General features: G+C 68.3%; 27 protein-coding genes. 12 read left to right on the top strand and 15 right to left on the bottom strand.

The features are described from left to right. The 5 genes from ABYX71_RS02080 to ubiG form a co-directional block, all read left to right on the top strand. Positions 1 to 1,061: 12-oxophytodienoate reductase (locus tag ABYX71_RS02080; protein WP_372694441.1), on the top strand; the 1,061-nt coding region annotated here is incomplete at its 5' end. Positions 1,062 to 1,120: 59 nt separating this feature from the next. Continuing rightward, on the top strand, positions 1,121 to 1,768 hold the full coding sequence (locus ABYX71_RS02085; RefSeq protein ID WP_372694443.1) for a trans-aconitate 2-methyltransferase: 648 nt from the start codon (positions 1,121 to 1,123) through the stop codon (positions 1,766 to 1,768). Between the two features lie 130 nt (positions 1,769 to 1,898). Then, positions 1,899 to 2,921, top strand: a complete 1,023-nt coding sequence (locus ABYX71_RS02090) for a class I fructose-bisphosphate aldolase (protein WP_372694445.1) — start codon at positions 1,899 to 1,901, stop codon at positions 2,919 to 2,921. 50 nt (positions 2,922 to 2,971) lie between these two features. Next, positions 2,972 to 3,952: a ferrochelatase gene (gene hemH, locus ABYX71_RS02095; RefSeq protein ID WP_372694447.1), complete on the top strand. Its 981-nt coding sequence runs from the start codon at positions 2,972 to 2,974 to the stop codon at positions 3,950 to 3,952. Next, entirely contained in the window at positions 3,949 to 4,647 is a 699-nt protein-coding gene (gene ubiG, locus ABYX71_RS02100) for a bifunctional 2-polyprenyl-6-hydroxyphenol methylase/3-demethylubiquinol 3-O-methyltransferase UbiG (protein ID WP_372694449.1), read from the top strand. Before hemH ends, ubiG begins: the two co-directional genes overlap by 4 nt. A 14-nt stretch (positions 4,648 to 4,661) precedes the next feature. On the opposite strand, the gene ABYX71_RS02105 is transcribed toward ubiG, so the two are convergent. The 13 genes from ABYX71_RS02105 to ABYX71_RS02165 are packed head-to-tail and all read right to left on the bottom strand — an operon-like array spanning position 4,662 to position 14,567. After that, positions 4,662 to 5,468 carry a TatD family hydrolase gene (locus tag ABYX71_RS02105; RefSeq protein WP_372694451.1) on the bottom strand — a complete coding sequence of 269 codons (807 nt, stop codon included), beginning with the start codon at positions 5,466 to 5,468 and terminating at the stop codon, positions 4,662 to 4,664. A gap of 2 nt (positions 5,469 to 5,470) precedes the next feature. Then, positions 5,471 to 5,833 carry a PilZ domain-containing protein gene (locus tag ABYX71_RS02110; RefSeq protein ID WP_372694453.1) on the bottom strand — a complete coding sequence of 121 codons (363 nt, stop codon included), beginning with the start codon at positions 5,831 to 5,833 and terminating at the stop codon, positions 5,471 to 5,473. After that, on the bottom strand, positions 5,830 to 6,858 hold the full coding sequence (holB, locus tag ABYX71_RS02115; protein ID WP_372694455.1) for a DNA polymerase III subunit delta': 1,029 nt from the start codon (positions 6,856 to 6,858) through the stop codon (positions 5,830 to 5,832). Before holB ends, ABYX71_RS02110 begins: the two co-directional genes overlap by 4 nt. Continuing rightward, on the bottom strand, positions 6,855 to 7,475 hold the full coding sequence (gene tmk, locus ABYX71_RS02120) for a dTMP kinase (RefSeq protein WP_372694457.1): 621 nt from the start codon (positions 7,473 to 7,475) through the stop codon (positions 6,855 to 6,857). The genes holB and tmk overlap by 4 nt, the downstream gene beginning before the upstream one ends. Continuing rightward, entirely contained in the window at positions 7,472 to 8,509 is a 1,038-nt protein-coding gene (mltG, locus tag ABYX71_RS02125; protein WP_372694459.1) for an endolytic transglycosylase MltG, read from the bottom strand. The genes tmk and mltG overlap by 4 nt, the downstream gene beginning before the upstream one ends. A gap of 30 nt (positions 8,510 to 8,539) precedes the next feature. After that, a complete protein-coding gene (gene fabF, locus ABYX71_RS02130; RefSeq protein WP_372694461.1) occupies positions 8,540 to 9,781 on the bottom strand; it encodes a beta-ketoacyl-ACP synthase II in 1,242 nt (413 codons plus the stop codon). A gap of 33 nt (positions 9,782 to 9,814) precedes the next feature. Beyond that, on the bottom strand, positions 9,815 to 10,060 hold the full coding sequence (gene acpP, locus ABYX71_RS02135) for an acyl carrier protein (protein WP_372694463.1): 246 nt from the start codon (positions 10,058 to 10,060) through the stop codon (positions 9,815 to 9,817). A gap of 45 nt (positions 10,061 to 10,105) precedes the next feature. Continuing rightward, positions 10,106 to 10,849: a 3-oxoacyl-ACP reductase FabG gene (gene fabG / locus ABYX71_RS02140; RefSeq protein ID WP_372694492.1), complete on the bottom strand. Its 744-nt coding sequence runs from the start codon at positions 10,847 to 10,849 to the stop codon at positions 10,106 to 10,108. Between the two features lie 27 nt (positions 10,850 to 10,876). After that, positions 10,877 to 11,812 carry an ACP S-malonyltransferase gene (gene fabD, locus ABYX71_RS02145; protein WP_372694465.1) on the bottom strand — a complete coding sequence of 312 codons (936 nt, stop codon included), beginning with the start codon at positions 11,810 to 11,812 and terminating at the stop codon, positions 10,877 to 10,879. Positions 11,813 to 11,852: 40 nt separating this feature from the next. Continuing rightward, positions 11,853 to 12,821, bottom strand: a complete 969-nt coding sequence (locus tag ABYX71_RS02150; protein ID WP_372694467.1) for a beta-ketoacyl-ACP synthase III — start codon at positions 12,819 to 12,821, stop codon at positions 11,853 to 11,855. After that, entirely contained in the window at positions 12,818 to 13,834 is a 1,017-nt protein-coding gene (gene plsX, locus ABYX71_RS02155; RefSeq protein WP_372694469.1) for a phosphate acyltransferase PlsX, read from the bottom strand. The genes ABYX71_RS02150 and plsX overlap by 4 nt, the downstream gene beginning before the upstream one ends. Before the next feature lie 3 nt (positions 13,835 to 13,837). Then, positions 13,838 to 14,020, bottom strand: a complete 183-nt coding sequence (gene rpmF / locus ABYX71_RS02160; RefSeq protein ID WP_372694471.1) for a 50S ribosomal protein L32 — start codon at positions 14,018 to 14,020, stop codon at positions 13,838 to 13,840. Positions 14,021 to 14,066: 46 nt separating this feature from the next. Further along, complete coding sequence (locus ABYX71_RS02165) at positions 14,067 to 14,567, bottom strand: DUF177 domain-containing protein (RefSeq protein WP_372694473.1); 501 nt, start codon at positions 14,565 to 14,567, stop codon at positions 14,067 to 14,069. Between the two features lie 113 nt (positions 14,568 to 14,680). On the opposite strand from ABYX71_RS02165, the gene ABYX71_RS02170 reads away from it, so the two are divergent. Next, positions 14,681 to 15,268, top strand: a complete 588-nt coding sequence (locus ABYX71_RS02170; protein WP_372694475.1) for a nucleoside triphosphate pyrophosphatase — start codon at positions 14,681 to 14,683, stop codon at positions 15,266 to 15,268. 13 nt (positions 15,269 to 15,281) lie between these two features. On the opposite strand, the gene ABYX71_RS02175 is transcribed toward ABYX71_RS02170, so the two are convergent. Continuing rightward, on the bottom strand, positions 15,282 to 16,223 hold the full coding sequence (locus tag ABYX71_RS02175) for a S49 family peptidase (RefSeq protein WP_372694477.1): 942 nt from the start codon (positions 16,221 to 16,223) through the stop codon (positions 15,282 to 15,284). Beyond that, a complete protein-coding gene (locus ABYX71_RS02180) occupies positions 16,220 to 17,164 on the bottom strand; it encodes an RluA family pseudouridine synthase (protein ID WP_372694479.1) in 945 nt (314 codons plus the stop codon). The genes ABYX71_RS02175 and ABYX71_RS02180 overlap by 4 nt, the downstream gene beginning before the upstream one ends. Positions 17,165 to 17,536: 372 nt before the next feature. Here ABYX71_RS02180 and ABYX71_RS02185 point away from each other — a divergent pair, with 372 nt between their 5' ends. The 6 genes from ABYX71_RS02185 to ABYX71_RS02210 form a co-directional block, all read left to right on the top strand. Further along, a complete protein-coding gene (locus tag ABYX71_RS02185; protein ID WP_372694481.1) occupies positions 17,537 to 20,011 on the top strand; it encodes an Rne/Rng family ribonuclease in 2,475 nt (824 codons plus the stop codon). Positions 20,012 to 20,047: 36 nt separating this feature from the next. After that, a complete protein-coding gene (locus tag ABYX71_RS02190; protein ID WP_372694482.1) occupies positions 20,048 to 20,533 on the top strand; it encodes a YajQ family cyclic di-GMP-binding protein in 486 nt (161 codons plus the stop codon). A 19-nt stretch (positions 20,534 to 20,552) separates the two neighbouring features. Then, positions 20,553 to 22,724: a glycogen debranching protein GlgX gene (glgX, locus tag ABYX71_RS02195; protein WP_372694484.1), complete on the top strand. Its 2,172-nt coding sequence runs from the start codon at positions 20,553 to 20,555 to the stop codon at positions 22,722 to 22,724. Further along, on the top strand, positions 22,721 to 23,440 hold the full coding sequence (locus ABYX71_RS02200; protein ID WP_372694486.1) for a M48 family metallopeptidase: 720 nt from the start codon (positions 22,721 to 22,723) through the stop codon (positions 23,438 to 23,440). The genes glgX and ABYX71_RS02200 overlap by 4 nt, the downstream gene beginning before the upstream one ends. A gap of 180 nt (positions 23,441 to 23,620) precedes the next feature. Continuing rightward, positions 23,621 to 24,709, top strand: coding sequence for an efflux RND transporter periplasmic adaptor subunit (locus tag ABYX71_RS02205; protein ID WP_372694488.1), 1,089 nt, complete (start codon positions 23,621 to 23,623; stop codon positions 24,707 to 24,709). Beyond that, positions 24,706 to 26,570, top strand: a 1,865-nt coding sequence (locus tag ABYX71_RS02210; protein ID WP_372694490.1) for an efflux RND transporter permease subunit, incomplete at its 3' end; no start/stop codon positions are given. The genes ABYX71_RS02205 and ABYX71_RS02210, both read left to right, overlap by 4 nt.

The following is a 26,570-nucleotide window of genomic DNA, read 5'->3' on the forward strand; positions in this document are numbered from 1 at the left end:
GCCCGCAGGGTGTGCCGGACGCCGCCGTGGCGCGTTACTACGCCGCCCGCGCGGCGACCGGCACCGGCCTGCTGTTCACCGAAGGTACGGTGGTCGACATGGCGTCGGCGCGTGGGTACCGGGGCGTGCCCGGGTTGTGTGACGACGCCCAGGAAGCGGCCTGGCGGGCGGTGGTCGATGCCGTGCATGCCGCCGGTGGGCGCATCATGGTGCAGTTGTGGCATTGCGGGCGGCTGGCGCATCCGCGTGCGACCGGCGACGCCCAGCCGTTGGCGCCCAGTGCGCTGACGGCCAGTGGTCCGTACATCGATGCGGCGGATCCGGGCACCTTCGACGGCCATCTTGCCTACGTCGAGCCGCGGGCGATGACGCAGACCGACATCGATGCCGTGGTGGCAAGCTTCGCGCAGGCTGCGGCGCGTGCGCGGCGGGCCGGTTTCGATGGTGTGCTGTTGCACGGAGCCAGTGGCTACCTGATCCATCAGTTTTTCAATCCTGACAGCAACCGCCGCCAGGATGACTACAACGGCGACGCGGCTGCCCGGGCGCGATTTGCGTGTGAAGTGGTGGCCGCGGTGCGCGGCGAACTGGGCGGTGAGGTTCCGCTGCTGATGGGGCTGTCGCAGTTCGCCGTGAATGACTTCGCCGCCAAGACCTGGCATACGCCGGTGGAACTGGCGGCAACGGTGCAGTGCCTGAAGGCCGCCGGTGTCGACGGCTTTCACGTGGCGGCGCACCGTATCGACACACCGGCTTTCGCAGTGGACGCAGACCCCCAGCAGCGCAGTCTGGCCTGGCACGTGCGTCAGCTCAGCGGTCTGCCGGTCAGCGCCGCCGGTGGGGTCACCTACAGCACCAGCATCGGCGAGTCGCTGATGGGTGCCGACAGCCAGGTGACCGATCCGGCCGAGGCGGCCGCGGCGCTGCAGGCGCAGGCGGTGGACCTGATCGCCGTCGGCCGCGCCATGCTGGCCAACCCGGACTGGACGGCCAAGGTACGGGCCGGGCGATGGCGCGAACTGACGCCGTTTCGGCGCGAGATGCTGGCCAGCCTGGTGTGAGCGACGCGGGTTCCGGTCGTCTGTCCTCTGCCATGCGGCGGCAGCCGGAACCCGAGTTGATGGACGACGCCGTGCAGGCGGCGGCCTATGCGCAGGGCGATTTCGCAATCGCGCATCAGTTTCTGGTGGACCAGGCGGGCCGGCTGCTCGGTGACCTGCCGCCGGAGGCCCGGGCGCTGGATCTGGGCTGCGGGCCGGGCGATGTGACGGTGCGCTTCGCCCGGGCCTGGCCGGGTTGGCATATCGACGCCGTCGATGGCGCCGAGGCCATGCTGACGCTGGCCCGGGCGCGGCTGCGGGCCGAAGCGTTGCAGGCGCGCGTGCGGCTGTACCGCGCCGTGTTGCCGCATGACCCGCTGCCCGGCAGCGGGTACCAGGTCGTACTGTCCAACAGTCTGCTGCATCATCTGCACGACCCGCAGGTGCTGTGGTCGGCGGTGCGTGCCGTGGCCGCACCGGCAGCGGCCGTGTACGTGACCGACTTGCGCCGCCCGGCCGACGAGGCCGAGCTGCACCGGTTGATCGAAACGTACGGTGCCGGCGGGCCGGCGGTGTTGCAGCGCGATTTCGCCGCCTCGCTGCGCGCTGCGTTCACGGTGCAGGAAGTGCGCGGCCAGCTGGCCGCGGCCGGGCTGGCGGGCCTCGATGTGCTGGCGCTCACCGACCGCCACCTGGCGGTGGTCGGCTGCCTGCGCCTGGCGTGCTGAGCGTGGTTCGCGCCGACACGGGCCGGGTGTCCTTGGGGACGACGGGAGCGGGGCGCCTATAATTGGGCGCCTCATCGCCACCGTACTCTCCCGCCGTGGCGCGGTTCAGACCCTGTTCAAGGAGCTTTTGATGAACACGACCGAGTTGGAATCCACCGTCCGCGCCATGACCGCCCGGGGCAAGGGCCTGCTGGCGGCAGACGAGAGCAGCGGCACCATCAAGAAGCGTTTCGACACCATCGGTCTTGAATCGACCGAGACCAACCGCCGCGACTACCGGCAGATGCTGTTCACCACCGATGCGCTGGAGCAGGCCGTGTCGGGCGTCATCCTGTTCGACGAGACCATCCGCCAGAGCACCGACGACGGCCGTACCCTGACGAGCATCCTGCAGGGCAAGGGCATCGTACCGGGCATCAAGGTGGACAAGGGCACCATCGCCATGGGCCCCGGCAGCGCCGAGAAGGTCACCGAGGGCCATGATGGCCTGGCCAAGCGCTATGAGGAGTACTACCAGCTCGGCGCACGTTTCGCCAAGTGGCGGGCGGTGTACACCATCAGCGATCAGCTGCCGTCGTGGCGGAACATTCGCCTGAACGCCCAGGGTCTGGCGCGCTACGCGGCCATCACCCAGCAGTCCGGTCTGGTGCCGATCGTCGAGCCCGAGGTGCTGATGGACGGCGCCCACACCCTGGAACGCTGTGAGGACGTGACCACGGCCGTGCTGAACGCGGTGTTCGAGGCGTTGGCGCTGGAAGGCGTGCAGCTCGAGTTGATGGTGCTCAAGCCGAACATGGTCATCTCCGGCAAGGACTGCCCGGTGCAGGCCAGTGCCGAGCAGGTGGCAGCGGCGACGGTACGCTGCTTCAGCCGCACCGTTCCGGCGGCCGTGCCGGGCATCATGTTCCTGTCCGGTGGCCAGAGCGATGCCCAGGCGACCGAGAACCTGAACGCCATCAATGCCCTGTCCGCGCATCACCCGTGGACCTTCAGTTTTTCCTACGGCCGCGCGCTGCAGGCGCCGGCACTGAAGGCCTGGGGTGGCAAGAAGGAGAACGTGGCTGCCGGCCAGCAGGCACTGGCCAAGCGCGCGCGGCTGAACGGCGCCGCCTGCCGGGCCGAGTACCAGGCCGCGATGGAGCAGGCCGCCTGAGCCAGGCCGTCACGGGTGCACCGGCGCCGCAGGAGACCGGCGGCACCGGCGTGCTGCTGGTCAACCTCGGCAGTCCGGCGGCGCCCGAACCTGGCGCCATACGCCGGTACCTGAAGCAGTTTCTGAGCGACCGGCGGGTGGTCGACCTGCCGCCGCTGCTGTGGCAGCCGATCCTGCGCGGCATCGTTCTGAACACCCGTCCGCGACGTTCGGCGCGGCTGTATCAGCGCATCTGGACCGCAGAAGGCTCGCCCCTGGTGGTCAACACCCGCCGGCAGGCACAGGCGCTCGGTGAGCGCCTGGCGGGGCAGGGTGTCCGGGTCGCCTTTGCCATGACCTACGGCACGCCCTCGCTGGCGGACGGTTTGGCACAGCTCGCCGACTGTCGGCGGATTGTCGTGATACCGCTGTTCCCGCAGCATTCGGCCAGCACCCAGGGCGCGGTGTTCGATGCCCTGGCGGCGGCGCTGCGCGGCGCCATGCGCTTGCCGATGCTGCGCTGGGTGGCGGATTTTCATGACGATCCCGGGTACATCGCCGCCCTGGCGGCGCGGGTGCGCGTGCACTGGGCGGCTCAGGGCCGTGGCGAGCGGCTGCTCATGTCGTTTCACGGTCTGCCGCAGCGCAATGTCGACCGCGGCGACCCGTATGCCGCGCAGTGCCAGCGCACCGCGCAGCTGCTGGCGCAGGCGCTGGATCTGCAGCCTGCCGACTGGGCACTGGCGTTTCAGTCGCGTTTCGGGCGCGCGCGCTGGCTGGAGCCGGCCACCGACGCCACGCTGCGCGCGTGGGGTGGGCAGGGCCTGAGCCGGGTGGACGTCATCTGCCCGGGTTTTGTGGCGGACTGCCTGGAGACACTGGAGGAGATCGCCATCGGCGGTCGGCAGCTGTTCGAGTCGGCCGGCGGCGGCGAACTTCGCTACATTGCGGCGCTCAATGACACCCCGGACTGGCTGACGGCCTTGGCTGCTATGGCGCAGGCCGAACTCGCTGGCTGGCCAGCCGGCGTCGCGATCGGAGACAGCACATGACGGCCAACCTCGATCCGGCCGAAACGGCCAAGTTCGACGCCCATGCCGCGCGGTGGTGGGATGTCGACGGGCCGCTGCGGACATTGCACGAGATAAACCCGGTGCGTCTGGCCTGGCTGGCGCAGCACGTGCGCCTGGCAGGAGCACGGGTGGTGGACGTCGGCTGCGGCGGCGGCGTGCTCAGCGAGGGCCTGGCGCGTGCGGGTGCGGTGGTCACTGGCGTCGACCTGGCGGCCGATGCGCTGGCCGTCGCGCGTCAGCATGCGGCCGATCAGGGCCTCGCCATCGACTACCGTCATGTGTCGGCCGCCGACCTGGCGGTCGAGGCCGCGGGTGCGTTCGATGTGGTCACCTGCCTTGAGCTGATCGAGCATGTGCCGGATGCGGCCGAGCTGGTGCGCGCCTGCGCCGGGCTGGCGCGCCCGGACGGCTGGGTGTTTTTTTCAACCCTGAGCCGCACGCCGGCGGCATACGCGCAGGCGGTGTTGGCCGGCGAGTACCTGCTGCGCCTGCTGCCGCGCGGCACGCACGACTACGCGCGTTTTCTGCGCCCGTCGGAGCTGGCGGCGTTGTGTCGCGCCAACGGGCTTCAGGTGGTTGATCTGCAGGGCCTGGGCTACAACCCGCTGACGCGCCGCGCCAGTCTGCGCGCCCAGGTTGACGTCAACTATCTGCTGGCCGCGCGGCGCGTGTGAACCGACGGCCGGCCTCAGGCCGGCTGTGCAGCGGGGGCCGAGATCGGCTTGCTGGCGGCGTGCGGGAACAGCGCGAAGAAGTTGCGGCTGACCAGGGCGTCCAGCTCGGCGGGCGAGAGGCCGCGCAGGTCGGCGACGAAGTCCGCTACCTGCCGCACGAACGCGGGGCGGTTCTGCTGGCCGCGAAACGGCACCGGCGCCAGGTAGGGCGCGTCGGTTTCCACCAGCAGCCGCTCGGCCGGCACCTGCCGGGCGGCATCGCGGATCGGCTCGGCACTCTTGAACGTGACGATGCCGGAAAACGAAATGTGGAAACCGAGTTCCAGGGCACGGCGCGCGGTCGGCCAGTCCTCGGTGAAGCAGTGCATGACGCCGCCGACGTCGGTGGCCCGCTCTTCGGCCAGGATACGCAGCGTGTCGTCGGTGGCCGAGCGCATGTGCACGACCAGTGGTTTGCCGACTTCGCGCGCGGCACGGATGTGGGTCCGAAAGCGCGCCTGCTGCAGGTCGGCGTGCTCGGCGCCGTAGTGATAGTCGAGGCCGGTTTCGCCGACCGCGACGATCAGCGGGTCCTGCGCCAGTGCGGCCAGCTGCGGCACCGTCGGCTCGACGCCGTCGGTCTGGTTCGGGTGCACGCCCACCGAGGCCGATACCTGGGCGTGGCGCGCCGCCAGGGCGCGTACCACCGGCGCGTTGTCCAGGCTCACGCTCACGCACAGCAGGTGCCGGACGTCCTGCGCCGCGGCATCCTCGAGCAGGGTCTCGATGGAGGTCAGATCGGGATCGATCAGGTCCAGGTGGCAGTGCGAATCGACCAGCATGGCTACATGGTGTGGGTATGGCGCTCGCTCTGCAAGGCACCGGCGAGATAGGTTTCGATCTTGTTGCGGGCCACGCGGCTGCTTTCGTCATCGACGAACTGCACGCCGACACCGGCCACCTTGCCGTTTTGCGAGCCGCGTGGGGTGACCCACACCACCTTGCCGGCCACCGGAATCTTCTCGACCTCGTCCATCAGCGTCAGCAGCAGGATCAGCTCGTCGCCGAGGTGCACGGCGCGCGTGGTGGGGATGAACAGGCCGCCGCCACGCACGAACGACATGTACGACGCATACAGCGCGTTCTTGTCGCGTATGGTGACCGCCAGCACGCCGGTGGGCGTCTCGGACTGTGTTCGCTCCGTCATGACTGCTCCGGTTTCGCGCTAAATGGTGTCGTGTTGCCCGCCCACAAAGGATAAAACAAGCGCTGCAGGGCCAGTTCCCTGGCCAGTGGGTGCTCCTGCAGGCGCAGGAACTGGTCGAGTTCCTGCGCGAATGCCTGCAGACGCGCCGGCGCTGCGGCCGCCACTGCCGTGTCGCCGGGCTGGCCACTGGCCCGGCGCAGCGCCTGACGCAACCAGCCATGCAGCGTGGTGGCCAGCGTGTCTGGTGGCAGTTTCACGCATTCGCGAGCCAGACTCAGCGGGTCGCTGGCACCGCCCAGCAGGCCGGCGAGGCCCTGGCACACCGTCTGCCACACCGCGCCGACGTCCTGGGCCAGCAGATCGCGCGCCCGTAGTGGCGCTCCGCCGGCCAGATCCAGCGCCAGTGCGCTGGCCGGATCGTCCTGCTCGACCAGCGTCCGTGCCACCGACGCCGGTGGCGTGCTGAAACGCAGCAGTTGGCAGCGGCTGCGCAGGGTGGCCGGCAGGCTGGCCACGCGCTGCGACAGCAGCAGAAACACCGTGTTATCGGGCGGCTCCTCGAGCAGCTTGAGCAGCGCGTTGGCGGCCGCCGTATTCAGGGCGTCTGCGGGAAGAAGCACTGCCAGCTTGTGCGCGCCGTAGTGTGCGCTGGCGTGCAGCCGTTCACGCAGTTCGCGTACCTGATCGACGCTGATGATTGTCGCCGGCTTCTTGCGGCTGCTGTCGTGCTGGCAGCGCTGGCCAGGGTAAGAGCTGAACGCCGCGCGCTGCAACGGGTCCGGGCTCAGGACGGTGCAGTCCGGGTGCGTACCTGCGGCGTGCTGGCGGCAGCTGCGGCACTCACCACAGGCGCTGTCTTCGCGTGGCGCGTCGCACAAGAGCGTGGCGGCCAGCGCTTCCAGGAACTGTGCCTTGCCGATTCCGGGCGGACCGGCGGCCAGCAGGGCGTGATGCAGGCGCCCGCCGGCGCGCGCGCGGCCGACGGTCCGCCATTGTGTCGTCTGCCAGGGCAGTGGGGCGTTCACAGCAGATCCGTGACCGCCGCCTCGACTGCGGCGCGTACCCGTTCCGGTGGCGCCGCAGCGTCGATTACCCGGTAGCGGTGTGGCTGTTCGGCGGCGCGGCGCAGGTAGGCCTCACGCACGCGCGTGTGAAAGGCCAGTGACTCCTGCTCGAAACGGTCACTGGCCGAGCGGTTCTTGGCTCGCGCCAGTCCCAACTCGACCGGCAGGTCCAGCAGCAGTGTCAGATCGGGGCGTGCGCTGTGCGGCAGCAGTGCTTCGAGCGCGGCCACCGGGGCGTTGCCCAGGCCGCGGCCGGCACCTTGATAGGCGTAGCTGGCGTCCACGTAGCGGTCACACAGTACCCACTGGCCGGCCTCCAGTGCCGGCAGGATGACCTGCTGCAGGTGCTCGCTGCGGGCGGCGAACATGAGCAGCAATTCGGTGAGCGGCGTCATTGGCGCCTGGTCCGGTGCCAGCAGCAGATCCCGCAGGCGTTCGCCGAGCGCGGTGCCGCCGGGTTCGCGGGTGGTCAGGACCGCGATACCACGGCTTTCCAGAAGGGCGCGCAGGTCCGCCAGGCGGCTGGTCTTGCCGGCGCCTTCCATGCCCTCCAGGGCGATGAAGCGGCCGGGGCTCACGAACTGCACCGCGCGCGGCGTTTGCGTTGGTAGCAGTCGACAGCGCGATTGTGTTCGACCAGCGTGCGCGAGAACACGTGGCTGCCGTCGCCACGGGCGACGAAGTAGAGGTAATCGACGGCGGCCGGATGCAGGACCGCGTGCAGGGACGATTCGCTCGGCAGGGCGATGGGCGTCGGCGGCAGGCCGCGCCGGGTGTACGTGTTGTGCGGTGTGGGCGTTGTCAGGTGACGGCGGGTGAGGTTGCCGTCGAAGCGATCGCCGAGGCCGTAGATCACGGTGGAGTCGATCTGCAGCGGCATGCCAAGGCGCAGGCGGTTCAGCAGCACGGCGGCCACGAGCGGGCGCTCGTCGGCCCGTGCGGTTTCCTTTTCCACCAGAGAGGCCAGCGTCAGCGCCTGGGCCGGGGAGGGCGGCGCCGCCGGTCCGCGGTCTGCCCACAATGCGGCCAGGCGGGTCTTCATGGCCTCGTGACTGCGTCGCAGCACATCGAGGTCGGTTTGCCCGCGCGTGACGAAGTAGGTGTCCGGCATGAACCAGCCCTCGGCCGGGAGCTGGGGAGACCCCAGCGCTGACATGATGTCCGCGTCGCTATGTTCGCGCAGCGTAGCGGACAGCACCGGGGATGCCCACAGTGCTTCGAGCGCCTGACGAAAGGTGCCCCCCTCGGGGAGCCGCACGGGGTGCTGGCGTACCCGGCCGGCCGCCAGGTCGGTCAGCAGTTGATACGGCGTGGTATCGGGTGCCAGGAGGTACTCGCCGGCGACGATACGATCACCGCGGCCGGTCAGCCGCGCCCAAATCCGCACGGCCCACGGATGACCCAGCGATCCGGCCTGGGCCAGGCCGGTCAGGACAACCGGCAGCGTATCACCAGGCCGTACCTCGATCATCGCCGCCCCGGTGGCGGTCAGCGGCTTGTGCGCGTAGTGGCCCAGGGCGGCCAGCGCGGCTGCCGCCACACACAGCAGCAGCGCCGCGGTGAACAAGAGCCGTTGGATGAGGGTGCGGGAGCCGCGCTCGGTTGCGATCATTGATGGGCGGGGCCGCCGCCGCGGTGCAGGTCAGCGGGGCCGGCCGAACACCAGCGTGGCATTGGTGCCGCCGAAGCCGAACGAGTTGCTCAGGGCGTTGTCGATGCGCATCGGACGTGCCGTGTGCGGCACGTAGTCCAGGTCGCAGCCCTCGCCCGGCACATCCAGGTTGATGGTTGGGGGCGCGACCTGATCGCGCAGGGCCAGCACGGTGAAGATCGCCTCGACACCACCGGCGGCGCCCAGCAAATGGCCGGTCATGGATTTGGTGGAACTGACCGCAAGCGCCGGCGCGTGAGCACCGAACGTCCGTCGTATGGCCACGGTTTCGGCCAGATCGCCCGCCGGCGTCGAGGTGCCGTGCGCATTGATGTACTGGACATCCTGCGGGTCCAGGCCGGCGTTGTGCAGGCCCAGGCGCATGCACCGGAAGGCGCCATCGCCACTGGCGTCGGGTTGGGTCATGTGGTGCGCATCGCCGCTCATCCCGTAGCCGAGGAGCTCGGCGTAGATGGTGGCGCCGCGCCGACGGGCATGCTCGTACTCCTCGAGTACCAGGATGCCCGCTCCGTCGCTGAGCACGAAGCCGTCGCGGTCGCGATCCCACGGCCGGCTGGCGCGCTGCGGGTCGTCGTTGCGGGTGGACAGCGCCCGCGCCGCCGCGAAGCCACCGACGCCCATCGGCGAGGTGGCCATTTCCGCCCCGCCTGCGAGCATCACGTCGGCGTCGCCGTACTCGATCAGCCGGGCCGAGTCGCCGATGCTGTGCGTTGCGGACGCACAGGCAGTGACCACCGACAGGTTCGGACCTTTGAGTCCGAAGCGGATCGATACGTTGCCGGCCACCATGTTGATGATGTTGCCCGGCACAAAAAACGGCGAGATGCGTCTTGGGCCACCGTTGATGTAGTCCAGGTGCCCCGCCTCGATGCCCGGCAGGCCGCCGATACCCGAGCCGATGGCGACACCGATGCGTTCGGCGTTGTCCGCCGTCACTTCGATGCCGGCATCACGCAGAGCCTCGTCGGCGGCCGCAATGCCATAGTGGACGAAGGGGTCCATCTTGCGGGCTTCTTTGGCGGGCATGTACTGCCCGACATCGAATCCCTTGACCGAGCCGCCGAAGCGCACACTGAACGTGCTCACGTCGAAGTGCGTGATCGGCCCGACGCCGCTGCTGCCGGCCAGAATGGCCGACCAGCTGCTGGCCACGTCCAGCCCCAGCGGGCTGACCATGCCGAGTCCGGTGATGACGACCCGTCGCTTGCTCAAGTCCAGGTGACCCCTTGGTCGCTTATGGATTGCTTACTTGCGGGCAGCCAGCTCTTTCTCGACGTAGTCGATGGCTTCCTGCACGGTGGTGATCTTCTCGGCCGCCTCGTCGGCGATCTCGCACTCGAACTCTTCTTCGAGTGCCATCACCAGTTCCACGGTGTCGAGGGAGTCGGCGCCCAGGTCGTCGACGAACGACGAATCGTTGGTGACCTCGTCTTCCTTAACGCCCAGCTGCTCGACCACGATCTTCTTCACACGCTCTTCAACACTGCTCATTGCAGTCATCCTCCCAGGGAAAATCCAAAAAACGGCATGCTCACCTCACGCGAGGTACATGCCACCGTTGATGTGCAGCGTCTGGCCGGTGATGTAGCCGGCCTGCGACGAGGCCAGAAAGGTCACCAGCGCAGCCACTTCCTGCACTTCGCCAAAGCGACCGAGCGGAACCGACTGCAGCAGCGCGGAGCGCTGGTCGGCGGACAGGGCAGCAGTCATGTCGGTATCGATGAATCCGGGCGCAACCGTGTTGACGGTGATGTTACGACTGGCCAACTCGCGCGCCAGGGCGCGCGTGAAACCGGCCAGACCGGCTTTCGCGGCGGCGTAGTTTACCTGTCCCGCGTTGCCCATGGCACTGACCACCGAACCGATGTTGATGATGCGGCCGCGACGGGCTCGCGTCATGCCGCGGGCACAGGCCCGGCACAAGCGAAACGCGGCGCTCAGATTGGTGTCCAGGACCTGGTCCCAATCCTCGTCCTTTAGCAGCATGAGCAGGTTGTCGCGGGTGATGCCGGCGTTGTTTACCAGGATGGACACGGCACCGTGCTGGGTCTTGATGGTGTCGACCAGGGCGGCCGTCTGCTCACGGTCGCCGGCATTGAAAACCAGCCCCGTGCCCTGCAGGCCGGCGCTGGCCAGTTCTTCGCCGATGCGCTGTGCGCCGGCTTCGCTGGTGGCGGTGCCGATCACCTGGGCGCCGGCCGCGGCCAGGGCGTGGGCGATGGCCTTGCCGATGCCACGGCTGGCACCGGTCACCAGCGCAATCTCTCCGTCCAGTCGGATATCCATGCTCAGTGTCCGGGAAAAGGTTCAGTTCGTTGCCGACAGCGCCTGACGCAGGCTTGTCGCATCCAGCACGGCGTGGCTGTCGAGGTCATTGCGGATGCGCTTGGTCAGGCCGGCCAGCACCTTGCCGGGCCCGCACTCGACGACGTGTGTCACGCCACGGGCGGCCATCGCCTCGATGACCTCAACCCAGCGCACCGGCGAATATATCTGCCGGATCAGGGCGTCGCGAATGGCCGCCGGCTCGTTCGGGGTGGCCACGTCGACGTTGTTGATCACCGGAACCTGCGGCGCATTGAAGGCGGCATCCATCAGGGCGGGTGTCAACTGGTCGGCTGCCGGATGCATCAGGGCGCAATGGAAAGGGGCGCTGACGGGCAGTGCCACGACCCGTTTGGCACCGGCCGCCTGGGCTGCGGCCCCCGCGCGGTTGACGGCGTCGGTGTGGCCGGCAATCACGCTTTGCAGGGGCGCATTGTAGTTGGCCACGGACACGGTTTCGTCGCCCTGGGACGCATCGGCGCACGCCGCTTCCACCGCGCCGCGTTCGAGGCCGAGCACCGCTGCCATGGCGCCGCTGCCGACCGGTACGGCCTGTTGCATGAACTCGCCGCGCTGGCGAACCAGCTGCACCGCTTGGGCGAACGACACGACACCGGCACACACCAGCGCGCTGTACTCGCCGAGGCTGTGGCCGGCCATCACTGCCGGGGCCGGACCACCGGCCGCCTGCCAGGCGCGCCACACCGCCACGCCGGCGGTGAGCATGGCGGGCTGGGTGACGGCGGTGAGCTGCAACTCACTCTCCGGGCCGTTTTGGACCAGTTGCCACAAGTCGTAGCCGAGCACCGAACTGGCCTCGGAGAACGTCTGCTCGACTTCGGCAAACTCACCGGCGAGTTCGGCCAGCATGCCGACCGATTGCGAGCCCTGACCGGGAAAAACGAGTGCCAACGTCATGCCTAAAACACGCTCCTGATTGTGCAGTTGTCGGGGGCGATTAGAAGCGCAGAAGCGCCGAGCCCCACGCAAATCCGCCACCGAAGGCTTCCAGCAGCAGCGTCTGGCCCGGTTGCACCCGGCCGTCGCGTACCGCCACGTCGAGTGCCAGGGGCACCGAAGCGGCCGAGGTGTTGCCGTGTTCGGCGATGGTCAGCACCACCTGTTCCATGGGCAGGCGCAGGCGCTTGGCGATGGCGGCGATGATTCGCAAATTGGCCTGATGCGGGATCAGCCAGTCGATGGCGCCCTTGTCGAGACCGTTTGCGGCCAGCGCTTCCTCCACCGACTCACCGAGCTTTTCAACCGCCACGCGGAACACGTCGGAGCCTTCCATCACCATGTGGGGCGGGGTGTCGGCGAGCTGGCTGTAGTCATCGGATACCCAGCCCGGCACCCACAGAAGATCCTTGTACTTGCCGTCCGCGTGCAGGTGCGTGGACAGGATTCCGGGCGTTGATTCGCGACGCAGCACCAGGGCTCCGGCACCGTCCGCGAACAGGATGCACGTGCGCCGGTCCTGCCAGTCGATGATGCGGGACATGGTTTCGGCGCCGACCACCAGTGCGGTATCCGCCGCACCACTGCGCAGCAGGCTGTCGGCGACGCTGAGGGCATAGATGAAGCCGGCGCAGGCGGCCTGCACATCAAATGCCGGACCACCGTGAATGCCCAGCCGGTTTTGGAGCAGGCAGGCGGTGCTGGGAAACACGTTCTCCGGCGTGCAGGTGGCAACCACCACCAGGCCGATATCGGCCGCTTGCATGCCGGCCGCGGCCAGTGCCGCGCGCGCCGCTTTCTCGCCAAGGTCGGTGGATGTCTCACCGGGCGCGGCCAGGCGTCGCTCCCGGATGCCGGTGCGCTCGAAGATCCACTTGTCGCTGGTGTCGACCATCGCTTCGAGGTCGGCGTTGGTGACGACGCGTTCCGGCAGTGCGCTGCCGGTGCCGACGATGCGCGAATACATCATGCGGTCAAGGCCTGAGGCAGGAAGTCAGCCAGGCGCTCGGCAATGTGCTGGGGCACCTGGGCCTGGGCCTGGGCCGCCGCCTCGGCGATGGCCTGGGCGAATCCGATGGCATCTGTGCCACCGTGGCTTTTGATGACCGGCGCCGTCAGGCCCAGCAGGCTGGCGCCGTTGTAGGCGCGCGGGTCCAGCCGCTTGCGTAAGGCACGCAGCGCCGGCAGCGACGCCAGGGCGCCCAGCTTGCGCAGCGGGGTACGGCTGAATTCCTCGCGCATTGCCTGGGTGATCATGCGGGCCAGGCCTTCGCTGGTCTTCAGCGCCACGTTGCCGACAAAGCCATCGCACACCACCACGTCGGTGGTGCCGCTGTAGATGTCGTCACCCTCGACGTAGCCGTGGAAGTTAAGGCTGCTCGCACGGATCAGGTCGGCGGCGCGCTGCACCGTGTCGGTGCCCTTGGTCGCCTCGCTGCCGATGTTGAGCAGCCCCACCGTTGGGTTGCGCCGTTTGCCGATGGACTCCACGAGAACGGCACCCATGACGGCGAATTCGCACAACTGCTCGGCACTGCACTCGGTGTTGGCGCCGAGGTCCAGCACATGGGTTTCGCCGCGCAGGGTCGGCAGTGCGCGCACGATGGCCGGCCGTTCGATGCCGGGCAACATGTGCAGGACGAAGCGGGCCGTGGCCATCAGGGCGCCGGTGTTGCCGGCGCTCACGCAGGCCTGGGCACTGCCGTCGGCGACCAGGTTGATCGCCACGCGCATGGACGAATCTTTCTTGTTGCGCAGCGCTTTGGCCGGCGGTTCGTCCATGTCGACCACCTGGCTGGCGTGATGGACATCCAGCGGCAGGTTGGTGGTATCGGTCGGCAACAGGCCCCGAACCGCTCCTTCATCCCCGACGAGGATCAGTCGCACGTCCGGATGCTGTCGCAGGAAATTGACCGCCGCCGGAACCACCACGGATGGGCCGTGGTCGCCTCCCATGGCGTCCACGGCGACGACCAGGCTCAATGCCTACTCGCTCCGGCCGGTATCGATGACCTTGCGGCCGCGGTAGTAGCCGCTGGGGCTCACGTGGTGACGACGGTGGACCTCACCGGTGGTCGGTTCCACGGACAAGGTCGGGGGCTTGAGAGCGTCATGCGAGCGGCGCATGCCGCGCTTGGAACGGCTTTTGTGGTCCTGTGCAACGGCCATGGTGGGTCCTGCTTGGTGGTCAATACCCGCGCAGTGCGGGCTTTGCTTATTTGCTCTTGAGTGCGCGGAGGGCCGCGAACGGCTGCCGCTTGGCGGTCGGCGCGGCGGGCACATCGGCCGCCTGGCACTGACCGTCGGCGTGATACGGGTAGTCCGGCAACGCCAACAACAACTCGTCCTCAATCACGTCAGCCACGGCGACTTCCTGTCCTTCGGTACATATCAGCGGCGCTACGTCATCCGGCAGGTGCTGCCCGGCCTCTTCGCTGCGGACGACGCCGAGCCTTACCGACGCCCGCAGCGTCAACTCGAACGGCTCGAGGCAGCGCTGACAACGCACGGTGACCGTGCAGCTGGCCTGGCCCGTCAGGGCTGGGCCGCCGCCCGGCAACACGTCGCCGGCAAGCATCACCGTGGCAGTGCCGGTCGGATTTTCCAGGCACGCGCCCAGCCGCGGCAAACGGGCCAGTGACAGGCTGCCCGTTTGCTGGCGTCCCGTCCGCGCCCATTCGCGGGGGTCGATGAACTCTGGAAGTCGCCCCGACATAAGGGCGCGAAGTGTAGTCGTGGCATGTTGGCCTGTCAAAGCCGCGCGGGCGGGGAGCGGAGGGTGTCAGTGGCTACAATCGGCGATTGTCGACAGGTCCCGGAAGTTGCTCCATGTCCACCACGTTTCCGTTGGTTCTCGCGTCCACCTCAGTCACGCGCCGGCAACTGCTCGAACGCCTGGGTTTGGCGTTTGATCTGCATGCGCCGCAGGTGGACGAAACCGCGCATCCGGGCGAGGCGCCGGGCGCTCTGGCCGAGCGCCTGGCGCGCGCCAAGGCACAGGCCGTCGCGGTGCAGCAGCCGGGGCGCCATGTGATCGGTTCGGACCAGGTGGCAGTGGTCGACGGGCGCGTGCTGGGCAAGCCCGGAGATCGTGAGCGGGCGGCGCGTCAGCTCGCCATGGCCGCCGGTCGGCTGATGCGCTTTGAGACGGCCGTGTGCGTGATCGACGGGCGCAGCGGCGATGTCCGCGAGCGGCGCGTGCCGTTCGAGGTACAGCTGCGGCCGCTAAGCGAGGTGGAGATCGCGCGCTATCTGGATCGTGAGCAGCCGTTTGACTGTGCCGGGGCGCTGCGCTCGGAGGGGTTGGGCGTGACGCTGTGTCAGCGGATGAGTGGCGACGATCCGACCGCCCTGCTCGGTCTGCCGTTGATCGCCTTGTGCGAACTGCTGCGCGAGTGCGGCGTGTCGTTGCCTTAGCCTGACGGCGGCGTCAGCGCCAGGCCGGGCCGCTGCGGAACGCGTTCAGCAGGCCGGCCCCGGCCTCGTTGCCGGCGCTGCGGAACAGCTTTTCGAAATAGGCGCGCTGCACGGTGTAATCGACCATCTTCTCGGCCTTGAAGACCTCGCGCGCCACGTAGTTGGCGTCACCCAGCGCGTCAACGAGCCCCAGCTCCAGGCCTTGCTGGCCGGTCCACACCAGGCCGCTGAACAGCCGCGGATCGTCTTTCAGGCGCTCGCCGCGTCCCTGCTTGACGGTTTCGATGAACTGCGCGTGGATGGTCTCCAGCAATTGCCGGGCGTGGTCCACGTCGTCGGGGTCCTGCGGGGAGAAGGGGTCGAGGAAGCCCTTGTGCTGGCCGGCGGTCAGCAGGCGGCGCTCGACGCCGAGCTTGTCCAGTGCCTCGACAAAGCCGAAGCCGTTCATCAGCACGCCGATCGAGCCCACCACGCTGGCGGGGTCGGCATAGATGTTGTCTGCGGCGACGGCCACGTAATAGCCGCCGGATGCGCACACGTCGTCGATCACCGCGTGCAAGGGCACCGCAGGGTGGGCGGCGCGCAGGCGTTGGATCTCGCTGTTGATGCGGCTGGCTTGCACCGGGCTGCCGCCGGGGCTGTCGATGCGCAGGATGACGCCGGCAACGCTCTTGTTCTTGTAGGCACTGCGCAGCGATTCGATGACCAGGTCGGCATTGGCGTCGGTGCCTGGCGCGATGATGCCGTTCAGGTGCACCACCGCAGTGTGCCGGCCGGTCGTAGGCGCCACGCTGACATCGGTGCGAAACAGTGTCAGCACCAGCACCACCAGAGCCAGCGTCAGCAGGCGAAGAAAGATACGCCAACGGCGCGCACGGCGCTGCTCGATGAGCTGCTTTTCGAGCAGGCGCTCGATCAGGCGGCGCTCCCAGGTCGGCGCGGAATCGTCATTCATGGCGGGCTCGGGGTGAGGGTCTGCTGGCGCAAGCGGATCAGAACAGACTCAAGGGCTGACGGCAAGGGCGCGCTGAAGTGGCGCGCGCCGACGCCGTCGAGCGGTGCAATCTCGAGTTCCGCCGCATGCAAAAACAGACGCCTGAGTCCGATGTCGCCGAGGCGTGCCTCGGCTTGGGGGTCGCCGTACTTGGCGTCACCGGCCAGTGGACAGCCCAGGTGGGCGGCATGCACGCGGATCTGGTGGGTTCGTCCGGACAGCAGCTCGGCTTCGACCAGCGTTGCCTGCGGGTAGCGCTCGCGTGCATGGAACACGGTCGCCGCCGGCTTGCCGGCGGCATCCACACGCACCAGCCGCTCCCCGCCACGCTCGTAGCGCGCAAGCGGTGCGTCCACCCGTTGCCGCCGACCCGCGAACTGGCCGGTCAGCAGTGCCAGGTAACGCTTTTTTACCGCGCCGGTGCGCAGCTGCTCGTGCAGCGCCCGCAGCGTGCTGCGTCGCTTGGCGATCAGCAGGCAGCCCGAGGTGTCACGGTCCAGGCGGTGCACCAGTTCAAGAAACGGCTGGTTGGGTCGCAGCTGGCGCAGGGCCTCGATGGCGCCGTAGCGTATGCCGCTGCCGCCGTGGCAGGCCAGGCCAGCCGGTTTGTCCAGCACCAGCAGGCGTTCGTCCTCGTACAGGATGCAGGCGCCCAGTTCGTCGAGTTGCCGGGTCGGCGCCTGCTGCGGGGGGCGGGGTGGCGGCAGGTCGACCGGCGGCAGGCGCACACGGTCGCCGGCCTGCAGCCGGTGCTCCGGCCCGATGCGCCCACCGTTGACGCGCACTTCGCCGCGCCTGAGCAGCCGATAGACGCGGCTGCGCGGCAGTCCACGGAACCGCGCGAGCAGGAAATTGTCGACCCGCTGACCGGCCTGGTCGGCCGATACGCTGACGTGTGACACCGTGCCGGCGGAGGGGGTGTTGTTCGTATTAACCGGAGTCATCGCATGGTAATGTTGTCGGCGCAGTGGCCATCTTCATGATTGGAACAACTCTGGCAGTCTTCCTGTACGTGGGCCCCGGTCCGGGCTGGCGGGCTTTTGGCGTGCCCGCGCGCGCCCTGAGCGCGGTCAGTGGCGCCGCTGCAACCGATTTCGTTCGTGTCATTTTATTCCTCCTGCGACGATCCCAACCGGTGGTCGGCACAGGAGGCCCTGTCTGTGATCTCCACGTCGCGCCGCCGCGAGGCCGCCTGGCCCCTGTGTTTCCGCCACGAGAAACACGGCCGTTCGGTCTGCCGCTGGCCGCCCGACGTCTGCCACGAGACTCTCTTGATGAAACGCATCCTGTTCAACGCCCGGCAGTCGGAAGAGCTGCGGGTGGCCATCGTCGATGGCCAGTACCTGTTTGACCTTGATATCGAGTCGCTGACCCGCAATCAGAAGAAGGGCAACATCTATCGCGGCATTGTGCGCCGCGTCGAACCCAGCCTTGAGGCGGCATTTGTCGACTACGGCGGTGTGCGTCACGGCTTCCTGCCCCTGAAGGAAGTTTCCGCCGCCTATCTGCAGGCGCAGGCGGACGACGGTGGCAAGGGAGGTATCCGCAGTTTCCGTGAAGGCCAGGAAGTCACCGTCCAGGTCGAGAAGGAGGAACGCGGTACGAAGGGTGCTGCGTTGACCACCCACATCAGCCTGGCGGGCCGTTACCTGGTCCTGATGCCCTACAGCCCCGATGCGGGCGGCGTTTCGCGCAAGATCGAGGGCGATGACCGGGTCGAGTTGAAGGACCTGCTGGGGCAGCTTCAGGTGCCCAAGGGCATGGGCGTGATCGCACGTACCGTCGCCGCCGAGCGCAACCTGGCCGAGTTGCAGTGGGACCTCGATCACCTGGTCGAGTTGTGGAACGCCATCGATGCGGCCAGCACCGGCAAACCGGTGCCCTTCCTGATCTATCAGGAAAACAACGTCGTGGCGCGGGTGATCCGCGACTATTTCCGCGACGACATCGGCGAGTTGTTGATCGACGACGAGGCGACCTTCGAGGAAGCGCAGGCGCTGATGCAACAGCTGATGCCGCAGAGCGCGTCGCGGTTGAAGCTGTACCAGGACAAGGTGCCGCTGTTCACGCGCTACCAGATCGAGCATCAGATCGAAACCGCGCATCGGCGCGAAGTGCCGCTGCGCTCGGGTGGCGCGCTGGTGATCGACCACACCGAGGCGTTGACCGCCATCGACATCAACTCGGCGCGCGCCACCCAGGGCAGCGACATCGAAGAGACGGCGACCAACACCAACCTCGAGGCGTGTGACGAGATCGCCCGCCAGTTGCGTTTGCGTGACTTGGGCGGCCTGATCGTCATCGACTTCATCGACATGATGAAGGCCGGCAACCAGCGCGCGGTGGAAGAGCGCCTGCGCGACGCGGTCAAGCACGATCGGGCGCGCATACAGCTGGGCAAACTGTCGCGTTTCGGGCTGCTCGAAATGTCGCGTCAGCGCCTGCGCCCGTCGCTGAAGGAAACCAGTCATATCACCTGCCCGCGCTGCGAGGGCCAGGGAACCATCCGCAGCGTCGAGTCGACGGCACTGCACGTGCTGCGCCTGCTCGAGGAGGAGGCGCTCAAGGAACGCACCGGGCGTTTGGCGGTGCAGGTGCCGGTGGCGGTGGCCACCTACCTGCTGAACGAAAAGCGTGATGCGGTGGCAGAGCTGGGCGAGCGGCTGGGGGTGAATCCGATCATCCTGCCGAATCCGGCACTGGAGACACCGCATTACGAACTCGAACGCACGCGTGTCCAGGACCTGAACAAGCGCCTGCTGGAGACGCCCAGCCATGAGCTGGCGTTGACCGTTCCGCCGGCTGACGTGGCGGCCGCGCCGGCAGCGCCACTGGGGCAGCCGGCGGCCGCCGTGCAGCGGATGGCGCGCAGCGCGCCGCCGCCGGTGCAACAGCCGGAGGTGGAGCCAGCAACACCACAGGTCGGGCTGTTCGTGCGCCTGTGGCGCGCCCTGGCCGGGAACGGCGCACCGGCGCAGGCGACAGTCAAACCCAAGCCGAAGGCGAAGCCTGCCGCGGCGCGTACGCCAGGCGAGCGGGAGAAGCGTGCCGAGCCGGCGGGGCGTGGTCACTCGCGTCGTGGTGCAGGGGGAGCACAGCGCAAGCAGGCCGCCGCCGAGAGCCGCGACGGCCAGCAGCGCGCCCGTGGCGAGTCGCCCGCGCAGCCAGCCGCGGCCAACGAGACACCGCGTGAGTCCCGTGAGCCCCGTGAGCCCCGTGAGTCCCGTGAAGGTCGCGAAGGTCGTGAGGGCCGGTCGTCTCGTCGGGGGCGGCGTGGCGGCCGGGGGCAGAAGTCTGCCGGAGGGGGTGACCGCCAGTCTGAACGGCAGCCCGGCGGCACCGAGCGTCAGCAGGGCGCCGCCGCGGCGCGCCGCGATGGCGCCGCGGACGCGGCGGAGCAGAACGGCAAGCAGAAGGCCGCTGCGCGCGCCCAGTCTGCCGAGCGTGCGCCCGAACCGGTCGCGGCGCGAGAAAGTGAATCGGCTGCCCCGGCGCCGAAGTGGGTGGCTGCGCCCCCGATAGCTTCCATGGTCGAGCGAAAAGCGCCGGCGCCGGCGACGGAGCCGGCGATGGTGGTGGAGATGCCGCGCCAGGAGACGGCGCCCGCGCCGGAGGCGGCCCCGGTGGCGGTGGAGCCGGCTTCTGCGCCGACGCCGACGCCACCGCCACCGGTCAAGCCGGTCGGTGGGTTCGTTCAGGTGGAAACCGCGCCGCCGTCCGCCTCGGACAGCGGCACCGGTACCGCGTGAGGGCAGGGCGTCAGAAGAGCAATTGCGAGGTGCTTCATGCCGTCGTTTGATGTCGTTTCCAAAGCGGATCTGCACGAGGTCGCCAATGCGGTCGACCAAACCAACCGTGAGCTGTCGACCCGCTTCGACTTCAAGGACACGGGCGCCAAGGTGACGCTCACCGACGCGGTGATGACCGCCGAGGCGCCAAGCCGTTTCCAGATCGAGCAGTTGCTGGACGTGCTGCGCACGCGCCTTGCCAAGCGCGGTGTCGACCTCAAGGCCCTCGATTACGGCAAGGTGGTGGAAGCCGGGCAGCGTGCCACGCAGACCATCACCGTGCGCCAGGGCATCGATGCCGAACACGCCCGTCGCCTGGTGCGTCTGATCAAGGACAAAAAGCTCAAGGTGCAGACCGCGGTGCAGGGAGACGAGCTGCGTGTGAGCGGCAAGAAGCGGGACGACCTGCAGGCGGTGATCGCGCTGCTGCGCGGGCAGTCCGATTTCGATCTGCCGTTGCAGTACGTCAACTTCCGCGACTGAGCGCCGCGCGGCCGCAGCGATGAGCGCGCTGCGCGTCTGGCCCGGGCGGCCGTATCCGCTGGGAGCGCACTGGGACGGGCGTGGCGTCAACTTTGCGCTGTTCTCGCTCCATGCAGAGCGGGTCGAGCTGTGTCTGTTCGATGCCGCCGGCCGGCGCGAGACGGACCGGGTGCGGCTGGCCGAGTACACGGACGAGGTCTGGCATGCCTATCTGCCGGATCTGCGCCCGGGCCAACTGTACGGCTACCGGGTGTACGGGCCCTACGCGCCCGAGCGCGGACACCGTTTCAACCACCACAAACTGTTGCTGGATCCCTACGCCCGCCTGCTGCACGGGGACGTGCGCTGGCACGATGCGTTGTATGGCTATCGTGTGGGCGATCCGCGCGAGGATCTGTCGTTCGACAGTCGCGACAGTGCCCGCTACATGCCAAAGTGCGTGGTGGTGGGCGACCCGGTCGACGGGCGCCAGTGGCGTCGGCCGAACACACCGTGGCGGCGCAGCGTGTTGTACGAGCTGCACGTCGGCGGCTACACGCGGCGTCACCCGCAGGTCAGGGACGATCTGCGCGGCAGTTTTCGCGCGCTGGCCGAGCCGGTCGTCGTCGACCACCTGCGCGGGCTCGGCGTCAGCGCGGTCGAGCTGCTGCCAGTGCACGCCCACCTGGACGAACGGCGTCTGGTTGACGATGGGCGCGTCAATTATTGGGGCTACAACACGCTGGCCTACTTCGCCCCGGACAACCGCTTCCTGACGCGGCCGGACCTGGGTGAGTTCCGGCTGCTGGCGCGCGAATTGCACGCCGCCGGCATCGAGCTGTTGCTGGACGTGGTGTTCAACCACACCGCCGAGGGTGACCGACTGGGGCCAACGCTGTCGTTTCGCGGTATCGACAACGCCACCTATTACCACCTTGACCCGGCCAATCCGCGCTACGGGCTGGACTTCACGGGCTGTGGCAACAGCCTGAATCTGGCCCGGCCGCGGGTGTTGCAGCTGGTGCTCGACGCGCTGCGCTACTGGGTGCAGCAGATGGGCGTCGATGGGTTTCGTTTCGATCTGGCCACCACCCTGGCGCGGCGCGCCGCAGTGCACGGAACCGGGCTTGAAGCGGACTTCGACCCGGAGGCAGGTTTCTTCGCCGCCGTGCGCCAGGATCCACAGCTGGCGGGGTGCAAGCTGATCGCCGAGCCGTGGGATCTGGGGCCGCGCGGTTACCGGCTGGGTGGGTTCCCGGCTGGCTGGGGGGAGTGGAACGACCGCTTTCGCGATACCGCGCGTGGCTTCTGGCGGGGCGATGCCGGTCACGCGCCGGCGCTGGCCTCGCGCATGACCGGGTCCAGCGACCTGTTCCCGAACCACGGCCGGCGGCCGGCCGCGAGCGTCAACTATGTGACCGCCCACGACGGTTTCACGCTGCGCGATCTGGTGACCTACTCGCGCAAGCACAACGCCGCCAACGGTGAGCGCAATCGGGACGGCAGTGATCACAACCTGTCCTGGAACTGCGGTGTCGAGGGCGTGACCGACGACCCGGCCATCGAGCGCCTGCGCCGCAGGCAGATGCGCAACCTGCTGGCCACTCTGGTGCTTTCGCAGGGCACGCCCATGTTGCTGGCGGGCGACGAGTTCGGTCATTCGCAGGCGGGCAACAACAACGCTTATTGCCAGGACAATCCCATTGCCTGGCTGGATTGGGAACGGCTGCAACAGCCGGACGGTGGCGACCTGCACCGGTTCCTGCAGCGCGTTTTGCGGTTGCGTGCGGCGCACGGCGTGTTCCGGCGCGACCGTTTCTTCAAGGGGGAGGCGCTCGACGGCGCCCAGAAGGACATCCTGTGGTTGACACCGGACGGTGGCGAGCGTGACGGACATGACTGGCAGCTGCATCCGCATTGGCTTGCGTTTGTCATCAGCGGCGCAGCCGGTGCCGAGCACCCCGGTGGTCATGGCGGTTCGCGTCTGGATTCGAGCTTTCTGGTGATCCTGCACGCGGGCGCGGCATCGGTGCGCTTCGTGGCACCGCCGGCCGCTGGCGGTGCCGCCTGGCGGCGGGCGCTCGACACGCAGGAAGAGACCGGACGCGGCGACGGCTGGCAACTGGAGGCGGGCACGGTCTTGGAGGTGCCGGCGCGCTGCCTGCTCGTGTTCGAGTGCCCGGTGCAGCCGGCGGCGTCGACGGCGGCATGAGCGCGTCGCTGCGTTTCGAACTGGATGACCGGGCGGTCACGTGTCGGGTCGTGCGGGCACGGCGACGCACCTACGCGCTGCGCGTGGCGGCCGACGGTACGCTCGAGCTGCGCGTGCCTGAGCGCCTTCCGGCGCGGCTTTATCCGCAGCTTCTGGCCCGTCACCGGCGCTGGATCGCGCGTCAGTTCGAGCGCCTGGCGCAGCTGTCGCCGCCGGCCGACTTCAGTGCCGGCAGCCGTCAGCGGTATCTGGGCCAATGGCATGCGCTGCAGTTGAGTGTCGGGCGCCGCCAGGTGGTCCTTTCCGAGGCCGGCTTCCAGGTGCGCGTGGCGCAGCCCCAGCAGCCGTTGGTGGTGGCCCGTGCGCTCGACGCCTGGTATCGCGACCAGGCACACGCATTGTTGCCGCAGCGCCTGTGGGCACTGGCCGCGCAGCTGCCCTGGCTGGATGGGAGGCAGCTGCCGCCGCCACGGTTGATGCGCCTGCGCCGGCGCTGGGGCAGTTGCAGCGCGGATGGGCGCATCACGCTCAACATCGGCCTGGTGCTGCTGTCGCCACCGTTGATCGACTATGTACTTTTTCACGAACTTTGCCACCTGCGGCATCTGAACCACGGTCCGCAGTTCTATGCCCTGCTGGCGACAGCCCTGCCGGAGCACCGTCAGTGTCAGGCGGCGCTTCGAAATGAACGGCCATGGGCGCTGCCGCCGGCTTGATGGGGGGCCGGCGAATGTCGATGGTGTGCGTGTTCGCGGGCATCGGCCGTGTGCTATAAGACCGCGCTGACTGTACGGCCGCTCCACGGCCGCCGCCGCATGCCTGTCCCCCCGCCTGTCGCCGTTCGCGACCGGGCTGTGGCATGCACCCCCAACCTTCCCTTGAAGTCGCTGTTGTCCATGTCTATTTCGCGCCCGTTCTTGTGGCCCGCTGTGGCGGTGTTCGCCGGTTTCAGTTTGCTCGGCGGCTGCGGCCCGCAGGAGACGGGCAGCGTCAAGCCGCCTGGCATCCTGATCACCGCCGAGCCGGTGATGAGCGCGCCGGTGGAAACCGTCGAAGCGAGCGTCGGCCAGGTCGAGAGCCTGGTCGAGCCGGTGGTGGCGGCCGAGGTGGCCGGGCGGGTGCTCACCGTGGAGGTGGAGGTCGGTGACACGGTGCGCAAGGGGCAGCCGCTGGTGGTGCTGGACAGCGAGGACTACCGTCTTCGACGCGGTGCGGCGCGGGCCGAGATCGGCCGCCTGGAGGCGTTGATCGGCCAGCAGGAGCGCCTGGTTGCCCGCTATGAAACGCTGGCGAAGAGCGATTTCTTCGCCAAGAACGCGCTTGACGATGCCCAGGCCCAGCTGAAGGCGCTGCGCAGCCAACTGGCGGCGGCGCGCACCCAGCTGTCCGAGGCCGAGCGCAATCTGGCCCGTGGCCGGGTGCTGGCGCCGGTTGACGCGGGGGTGGCGGCGCGCATGGTGAACGAGGGCGACTACGTGGGCGTTGGCACGCCGCTGCTGCGTCTGAGCACCGATCAGCTGTTGCGCGTCACCTTGCCGTATCCGGAGGCGCTTGCCGACGTGCTGCGTTCGGGGTTGCCGGTGCGCCTGCGCTCGCCGGCGGTGCCCGATACGGTGGTCGAGGGCACCGTGACCGAAATCCGTCCGACCGTGGGCATGGCCAACCGGGCGCTGCTGGTGCTGGTGGACCTGCCGAACCCCGGCGGCTGGAAGCCGGGCGCCAGCGTGGATGGCGAGGTCATTCTGGATCGGCGCGACCAGGCGCTGCTGGTGCCGGAGACGGCCGTGGTGATGCGTCCGGCCGGGCCGACGGTGTACCTGGTGGAGGATGACCGGGCGCGCGCGGTGGTGGTGCAGACCGGCGTCTACCAGGACGGCCAGGTGGAAATCCTGGCGGGCCTTGAGGCGGGCGCGCTGGTGGCGGTGGACGGCGCTGGGTTCCTGAGCGACGGCGCCGCGGTGCGTGTGCTGGACGGTGGCGCATGAGCCTGCCCGAGCTTTCCATCAACCGGCATGTACTGGCGTACATGTTCAGCGGCGTGATCGTGCTGTTCGGGCTGGTGGCGTTCCGCACCCTGGGCGTCGACCGCTTCCCGCATGTCGATTTCCCGATCGTGTCGGTGACGACCACGCAGCGCGGCGCCAATCCGGAAATCATCGACGCCAGCATCACCAACATCATCGAGCGCCAGGTCAACAGCGTCCCGGGTATCGACCATATCCAGTCCAGCTCTACGCCGGGCGTGTCGCAGGTAACCATCACCTTCAAGTTGCAGAAGGACATCGACGTTGCTTTCCAGGAGGTGCAGTCGAAGGTCAGCCAGGTGGTGGCGCAGCTGCCCGAGGACGCCGACCCGCCGGTGGTGGCCAAGGTGGAGGCCGATGCCACGCCCATCTACTGGATGCACATCCTCGGCGACCGTACCTTGCAGCAGCTGAATACCTATGTCAGCAACACGCTGCGTCGACAGATCGAGACCATCGATGGGGTCGGCGACATTCGCATCGGTGGCCTGCGCGAGCGCAACATCCGGGTCGAGGTGTCCCCCGAGCGGCTGGCGGCACACGGACTGACCGTGCAGGACCTGCTCGACGCCTTTCGCAACGAGCACGTGCTGCTGCCGGGCGGCTTCGTTACCTCGCAGACGCAGGAACGGCTGCTGAAGCTCGACATCGAGTACCACAACGCGCGCCAGCTGCAGAACATGGTGGTCGGCTACGAGGATGGCGCCGAGATTCGCCTGTCACAGGTGGCCACGGTGATCGACGGCATGGCCGATTACCGGCGCCTGGCACGACGCGACGGGCAACCGGTGATCGGCCTGGGCGTGGTGAAGGTGTCCGGTGCCAACACGGTGGCCATCGTCGACGAGGTGAAGCACCGCCTGGATACAGAAATCCGGCCGCAGGCGCCGGCCGGCATCCAGATCAAGCCCGGCACCGACAACTCGATCTTCATCGTCCAGATGGTCGAGGCTCTGGAGGAGCACTTGATCGCCGGTACCCTGCTGGCCGGTGTGGTGGTGTTGGTGTTCCTGCGCAGCCTGCGGGCCACGGTCATCATCGCCGCCGCCATCCCGGTGTCGCTGCTGGGCGCCATCGCGGTGATGTACTTCTTCGATTTCACGTTCAATTCCATGACCCTGCTGGCACTTTTGCTGCTGGTCGGCGTGGTGGTCGATGACGCCATCGTGGTGCTGGAGAACATTCATCGCCACCGTGAGCACATCGACCCCGACCCGCGCAGCGCGGCGATCGAGGGCACCCGGCAGGTGATGTTCGCGGTGCTGGCAGCCACCCTGTCGCTGGTGGCCATCTTCGTGCCGGTGGTGTTCATGGGGGGCATGGTCGGGCGGTTCTTCAGCTCCTTCTCGGTGGTGGTCGTGTTCGGCGTGTTGGTGTCGTGGTTCGTGTCGCTGACACTGACACCCATGCTGTGTTCGCGCTACCTGGACGTCAGCCAGAAGCATGGCCGGCTGTACGCGGCGTTCGGACGGTTCTTCGACGCACTGGAGCGCTTCTATCGACGGGTGCTGGAGGCCGGACTGCGGCGTCGCTGGGCGGTGCTGACGGCGACCGTCCTGGTGGTGGCCAGCAGCGGACTGTTCTTCAGCGTGCTGGGCAAGGAATTCGTTCCGGACGAGGACGAGTCTCGCTTCATGGTGATTTTCAAGACGCCGCTGGGTTCGAGCGTCGAGTACACGAACTCGCGCATGCAGCTGATCGAGGAGGTGCTGTACGCGGACCCGACGGTCGAGTACGCCTTCGGCGCGATCGGCCTGTTCCAGACCGCCCAGGCCAACGAGGGCCTGGTGTTCGTCACCATTTCGCCGCGTGATGAGCGCGA

This window comes from Immundisolibacter sp., from assembly GCF_041625615.1.
Lineage (GTDB): Bacteria > Pseudomonadota > Gammaproteobacteria > Immundisolibacterales > Immundisolibacteraceae > Immundisolibacter.

What these genes read in the sequence shown, in the direction of transcription:
- ABYX71_RS02085 (WP_372694443.1), top strand. Translation starts at nt 1,121, where the DNA reads ATGGACGACGCCGTGCAGGCGGCGGCCTATGCGCAGGGCGATTTCGCA.
- ABYX71_RS02090 (WP_372694445.1), top strand. Translation starts at nt 1,899, where the DNA reads ATGAACACGACCGAGTTGGAATCCACCGTCCGCGCCATGACCGCCCGG.
- ubiG (WP_372694449.1), top strand. Translation starts at nt 3,949, where the DNA reads ATGACGGCCAACCTCGATCCGGCCGAAACGGCCAAGTTCGACGCCCAT.
- ABYX71_RS02105 (WP_372694451.1), bottom strand. Translation starts at nt 5,468, where the DNA reads ATGCTGGTCGATTCGCACTGCCACCTGGACCTGATCGATCCCGATCTG.
- ABYX71_RS02110 (WP_372694453.1), bottom strand. Translation starts at nt 5,833, where the DNA reads ATGACGGAGCGAACACAGTCCGAGACGCCCACCGGCGTGCTGGCGGTC.
- mltG (WP_372694459.1), bottom strand. Translation starts at nt 8,509, where the DNA reads ATGATCGCAACCGAGCGCGGCTCCCGCACCCTCATCCAACGGCTCTTG.
- acpP (WP_372694463.1), bottom strand. Translation starts at nt 10,060, where the DNA reads ATGAGCAGTGTTGAAGAGCGTGTGAAGAAGATCGTGGTCGAGCAGCTG.
- fabD (WP_372694465.1), bottom strand. Translation starts at nt 11,812, where the DNA reads ATGACGTTGGCACTCGTTTTTCCCGGTCAGGGCTCGCAATCGGTCGGC.
- ABYX71_RS02150 (WP_372694467.1), bottom strand. Translation starts at nt 12,821, where the DNA reads ATGATGTATTCGCGCATCGTCGGCACCGGCAGCGCACTGCCGGAACGC.
- rpmF (WP_372694471.1), bottom strand. Translation starts at nt 14,020, where the DNA reads ATGGCCGTTGCACAGGACCACAAAAGCCGTTCCAAGCGCGGCATGCGC.
- ABYX71_RS02165 (WP_372694473.1), bottom strand. Translation starts at nt 14,567, where the DNA reads ATGTCGGGGCGACTTCCAGAGTTCATCGACCCCCGCGAATGGGCGCGG.
- ABYX71_RS02170 (WP_372694475.1), top strand. Translation starts at nt 14,681, where the DNA reads ATGTCCACCACGTTTCCGTTGGTTCTCGCGTCCACCTCAGTCACGCGC.
- ABYX71_RS02175 (WP_372694477.1), bottom strand. Translation starts at nt 16,223, where the DNA reads ATGAATGACGATTCCGCGCCGACCTGGGAGCGCCGCCTGATCGAGCGC.
- ABYX71_RS02185 (WP_372694481.1), top strand. Translation starts at nt 17,537, where the DNA reads ATGAAACGCATCCTGTTCAACGCCCGGCAGTCGGAAGAGCTGCGGGTG.
- ABYX71_RS02190 (WP_372694482.1), top strand. Translation starts at nt 20,048, where the DNA reads ATGCCGTCGTTTGATGTCGTTTCCAAAGCGGATCTGCACGAGGTCGCC.
- glgX (WP_372694484.1), top strand. Translation starts at nt 20,553, where the DNA reads ATGAGCGCGCTGCGCGTCTGGCCCGGGCGGCCGTATCCGCTGGGAGCG.
- ABYX71_RS02200 (WP_372694486.1), top strand. Translation starts at nt 22,721, where the DNA reads ATGAGCGCGTCGCTGCGTTTCGAACTGGATGACCGGGCGGTCACGTGT.
- ABYX71_RS02205 (WP_372694488.1), top strand. Translation starts at nt 23,621, where the DNA reads ATGTCTATTTCGCGCCCGTTCTTGTGGCCCGCTGTGGCGGTGTTCGCC.